Source organism: Paenibacillus sp. 01T442, assembly GCF_056398345.1.
On the sequence record NZ_JBFTPF010000157.1, the window covers coordinates 1 to 4,940 of the forward strand.

Below are 4,940 nucleotides of genomic sequence, written 5' to 3' on the forward strand. Positions count from 1 at the left end.
ACTAGACAATAATCGGATGGTTTTATAATAGACCCATCCGTTTCAAGTTTAGGCTCACTAGAAGTATTTTGATTTGATGTCATTTCAACATTTTCACAAGCCGATGCTAGCATCAACATTATCATAATCAAAAGCAATAATTTTTTTTTCATATTTCACACCCTTTTTTGATTGTGTCACAATCTCTTCAGACATCATATTGCTATTTACTGCGTATAATTTTTTACGGTGACAGTAGGATTCAATACGCCAAGACACTGCCGTCCTGATTTGAATCGTTCATGAAATGTTTAACTTGCTACGTGAATCAGAACGGCTACACTTCTCTCCTATTTATGGATTTAAGACTAGATACCAGTAGGACCTCACTAAGCCACCTTCGCTTCAAAAGATCAATGATAAAACAACAGCATTACAACACTTATGACTAAAATGTGTATTTAGGCCATTAGCCACCATCCTTTGATAAGGAGACGCTTAGTAGCTTGTATTTGTTTCGAAGCAATTTGTGTTGTACGCAATGCTGCCCGTGCCCTTTTAAATTGTCGCAAAATCCAAAAGATACTTTGTTACGTCAACAAACGTTAGCGATCGGAAGAATGTATTATTCATCATCTCGCCCGAATCATTTACCCACAGTTTATGATGAGACAACTATAGCGATCGACATCCGCGCCGCATCTGGTGAGTGAATTAACAAAACAGGGCTTGTCCACTTTGGAAACAAGCCCTGTTTTTGCTTCATATAGATTTTATTACAATTATAATAGCACTAATCTTTTTTCATTATATCTGTTCATCTTCTCAATTCGGAACCGCAGCCGAAACACGATTATTAGACGTGCTACTTTGTTCATATCATCTTTAATTAGGCAACTTTATGCTAAATATGTCCATTTAATATTAATATATAATGGATATTTGCGCAGGGATATTTCCCCGCTCTACTGCCCGATAGTTGAGAAAAGGCAACCGATCCAATAAGGTCGGCTGCCTCTTGATATTATCGAAGTCTCGTTCTTTGTTAGCGTAACGATGAATTCATTGAGAATTTAAAGATTCAAAAGCTTCTGCTGATCATTCAAAAGGTGACTGATAAAATTCTGATGAACTTTTTAACTCAGTTCATTAAATATCCTTAAGGACAGCGGAGCGAATAGTGCATAAGTTAGTTGAGACGAATATCTTATATTTGATTAGGAGTGTTCAAAAATATGAAGTTAGATAAGGCTCGAAAAATTATCAACAAATATGGTGCGGCATTAGCCACTGAAGAAGCTATTCTACGAAGAGAGTCTCTTCTTCCTTGCGATAAAGATACCATAGTAAAGGCAGCTAAGTTGTTCCTTGCTTATCTAATTGAATACGATACTCTCAATGAAGACACAGAGCAATCTATGATTACGTCAATTGCAGGAATTGGATCATTTGTCCCAGATAAAGAAGCTATTGAAGTGAATAAGGTTCTCCACTCAATGCGGGCAGGAGAGATTCCCTCGGACGATCCAAGAATTGCTCCTGCGATGCAAAAGGTCACAAGCAAGATGATTAGCCTTGAATTGATGAGTGAGATTCAAAACTTCATTTTAGAAGTACGTCTGTTAGATAGATTTGATCCTTTGTATCACCAACGTATTTACACTTTAGCAGGCATTGAGTATAGTCCTGAAAAAAAGAGATCATTTTGGAGAACATTGTTTGGATAAGAGAAATTGTTCGACTGCCGTGAATCAGACTTACGAAGGCTAGGTTAGATTACATAGACTACAAAGCCACAGGGCATAGCAACTTTTTAGATAGATACCGTAAATTGATGAGTGAGACTGATCCCGCCAATTTGTTTGGTCTGACGAAGCATTTCCCTACATTTGTATACGTATTAATGTTATTACCTAGGACGTTAGATCAAGAACCGCGGCTGCGTGTCTATAATGTATTTGAAGAAAATTTGCTTTGTAATTTGGGACGTAGGAGGAAAGCTCTTGGACAATTACCGGGGATTTATGGAAGAAAGTGAAGTACCTGCATATCTAGAATGGCGTAAGCATAATCCTGGAGGATTCGTACTTAACTTCAACACTTGGACTCCAACGTCACCTATGACGAATATAATTCATTCTGCAAAACGGTGCCAGTCGTTGGACAGTCCCCCACTGAAGAATCGGGATAACCCAATTACGTCTGATCATCCAAAGCTATGTTCGACGGACATACAAGATCTGATTGACCGTATGGAATTAAAAGGCTTACCGTATAAACTTTGTGGACGTTGCTTGGAAGTGCATACTGGGTCATTGAAATAGGGGAGTTGAACGGCGATGAAGAAATACTTAGGTGTCCTGGGTGTCGGAGCAGTTTTGATTGTATTATTCAGTTTTCTTGTGTATCCAACGTTGTATCGGTACGACCATTCAGCTTATGGTAGTAGTAATTTGCCTTTAGTAGTGAAAATTAATAGGCTGACGGGGAATTCACAAATATTGATCCCTTACGGTACTACTAGTGGATGGCAAACCATTGAAGAGAAGTGAAGAGCACTGAGATACCTGCTGAAATGAAATAGAGGGGAATTGTAAACCTATTCTTGTTAAAGTAGTATAAATCAGGGGCATTTGTACAACAAAGGCCACTAGCGGAATGCATCCATTTGTGGCCTTTGTTGTGTTTCAAAACCAAATGAAAACTGGATCCGCAGACGCAGATCCCATCTCATTCATTGAACTCCCTCGTTACTCTTTAGCGTAATAATAAAGACTAAACTAAATATCATTTCCAACCAGCACGTTGTAGTACCTCTCTTACAAAGTCGCCTTTGGCATTCGTGTAAGCCAAACGGTCATTCTCGAATCGTTGTGCAAGTTCCAACTTTAAGTCACCATATTGTTTGGCATCTTCTGGATGACTTCTTAAATAGTCTCGAAACAGAACATGGCGCTTATACTCGGCGTTGTCCATGGTGCAGACGTATAGGTGATGCCAGGTTACATTGGAAGGTGGAATAAAAGCCTCTCGTCCAGCAGTTCCTAAGTCCCCTTCATGAACGTAGCCAAGGGTGGCTAGCCGTTGAATAGCCTTAAGGACATCTGATTGCGCACGCACAACCACGTCGATATCAACAATTGGTTTGGCTGCCAAGCCTGGAACAGATGTACTGCCAACATGTTCTATTGTGACTACAAGATCGCTTAATACAGGAAATACAAAACCTCGTAACTGTTGAAACAATTGAACCCAACTAGGGTCATAATCACGTACTATTAAACCGGCGCCCATCAAACCCCTCCTGCTATACTTTAACAGATGAAGGCAGCCGTTCACGCTAGCTGCCTTCATATTATGATTAAACTATCGTTCCTCGTTAGTTCAACGAATCATCAGCTAACTTAAGTCAAATGTTGACCATCCGTTATCCCGTATTCGATATAGTAAGTCTAAATAAATGCGAGAACACTTACGAAAGTTTCGCTTTGTAATTCTCTCCCACAGCGTTTTTTTGTATGGGATTATTATCTTTATTCTTGGTTCACTAAAAAATTCAATTTGCAAACTACAACGCCAAGCCACACATTTCGATTCAATTTCTTTTAAATCTGTTTTATTAAAGTCGTTAGATGAATTCACATAATTCACAAAATTTTTTCTGCACTCGAGAAAATCAATATAGTGTGTTTCCCCTTCATCAATGTAGTATAAACCCTGAGGAGTAATTTCTTTTATACTTTTATAATAAACCTCTTTACCACTAAGGCGACAATATCCCACAGAGTTCACCTCATTCTATAATATCCTTTGCGGACTGCTCGTTTAGCAGAGTGGTTGGCTACCGTTCTTCGTTAGCGTAAGGGACGTTTATTTTTGAACCTCAATTTAACTCTCCATATTATTAAGATTGCTATTGAGAAAGCAAAAGCAGTTATAAGTAATGATTTATTTTTCCACGCGGGTTCTGTTAATTGGTTGAGAGCGTGAATATCTTTGCTTGCCTCAGTAATCAATTTATTGCCGTTACAAATACTGGTGGATTCTTTACCTTTAAGATTTTCTGTATAAACTAGATACTTATTTCCTACTTCAAATTCTGTCCCACACATACCATAGAACCCACTATACACATATCCATCTGTGAGATGATTGCCTTTCCAAATCCTATCCGTACTAAAAATGTTCCCGCCATCTTTATCTTTGCTTATTAACGTACCTGTGAATACGACACTAGATAGTTCAAATCTTTTTTCGATGCCTGGATTGCCGCAACTACATGCATACGCCGTATTAGGGCGTAGWAYAYTCAAACTGAATATAATACAAATAAATAAAATAACAGYTAAGTTTTTTTTATTCAAACTACCACCTCACTCCAGTTTGTGCAGTCGATAATATAGACGCAATTTGGAAATTATTGTTGCACTATCCTCCCGTTCGTCAATGGACAAAGGCAGCCGATCATATGCGGCTGCCTTCATGTCGTGATTGGACTATAGTTTTCCGTTAGCGTAACATTCAATTTTTCGAGAAAGCACACTATCTTTCGTAGTTTCTTCCAGAATGGTTTTCCTATATGCTTTGTTATTTGGAACAACTAGATAGTTTTAAGTATTCATGCTTTAAAATACTCATCATTATACGATCGACATATTGACCATTTTTATAGACTTCGTCTCTTAGTATGCCATCCTTATTGAAACCAGCCTTTTCATAACTCCGAATAGCACYAGGATTATCAGCATCTACYGTCAAATACACTTTATGAAGGTTTAAACGCTCGAATGCAAAATCCAGGACAACACCTGTCACTTCTGTAGCATAACCTTGCCCCCATACCATTTTGTCCCCAATCCAAATACCAAATTCMGCATGCTTGGACCAAGGATGGATATTAAACAATTGGGTATTGCCAATCGGGATGCCGTCTTCTTTTATTATGGTAAAATAGACAGATG

6 protein-coding genes are annotated in these 4,940 nt (G+C 38.4%); 3 read left to right on the forward strand and 3 right to left on the reverse strand.

The features are described from left to right. Window positions 1–1,214: 1,214 nt before the first annotated feature. The 3 genes from AC1DLM_RS34745 (at window position 1,215) to AC1DLM_RS34755 (ending at window position 2,531) form a co-directional block, all read left to right on the forward strand. A complete protein-coding gene (locus tag AC1DLM_RS34745) occupies window positions 1,215–1,706 on the forward strand; it encodes a hypothetical protein (protein ID WP_477572543.1) in 492 nt (163 codons plus the stop codon). Window positions 1,707–1,982: 276 nt separating this feature from the next. Further along, on the forward strand, window positions 1,983–2,303 hold the full coding sequence (locus AC1DLM_RS34750; protein WP_477572544.1) for a hypothetical protein: 321 nt from the start codon (window positions 1,983–1,985) through the stop codon (window positions 2,301–2,303). Window positions 2,304–2,318: 15 nt separating this feature from the next. After that, the gene (locus AC1DLM_RS34755; protein ID WP_477572545.1) at window positions 2,319–2,531 is read left to right on the forward strand and encodes a hypothetical protein; all 213 of its coding nucleotides are present in this window, start codon (window positions 2,319–2,321) and stop codon (window positions 2,529–2,531) included. 235 nt (window positions 2,532–2,766) lie between these two features. On the opposite strand, the gene AC1DLM_RS34760 is transcribed toward AC1DLM_RS34755, so the two are convergent. The 3 genes from AC1DLM_RS34760 to AC1DLM_RS34770 all read right to left on the reverse strand — a co-directional run. Beyond that, window positions 2,767–3,273: a GrpB family protein gene (locus AC1DLM_RS34760; protein ID WP_477572546.1), complete on the reverse strand. Its 507-nt coding sequence runs from the start codon at window positions 3,271–3,273 to the stop codon at window positions 2,767–2,769. Between the two features lie 560 nt (window positions 3,274–3,833). Then, the gene (locus AC1DLM_RS34765; protein WP_477572547.1) at window positions 3,834–4,343 is read right to left on the reverse strand and encodes a hypothetical protein; all 510 of its coding nucleotides are present in this window, start codon (window positions 4,341–4,343) and stop codon (window positions 3,834–3,836) included. A gap of 223 nt (window positions 4,344–4,566) precedes the next feature. Beyond that, the coding region (locus tag AC1DLM_RS34770; protein WP_477572548.1) for a GNAT family N-acetyltransferase at window positions 4,567–4,940 on the reverse strand (374 nt) is incomplete at its 5' end.

Coding starts and splice junctions, on each gene's coding strand:
- AC1DLM_RS34745 (WP_477572543.1), top strand. CDS start 1,215: ATGAAGTTAGATAAGGCTCGAAAAATTATCAACAAATATGGTGCGGCA.
- AC1DLM_RS34755 (WP_477572545.1), top strand. CDS start 2,319: ATGAAGAAATACTTAGGTGTCCTGGGTGTCGGAGCAGTTTTGATTGTA.
- AC1DLM_RS34760 (WP_477572546.1), bottom strand. CDS start 3,273: ATGGGCGCCGGTTTAATAGTACGTGATTATGACCCTAGTTGGGTTCAA.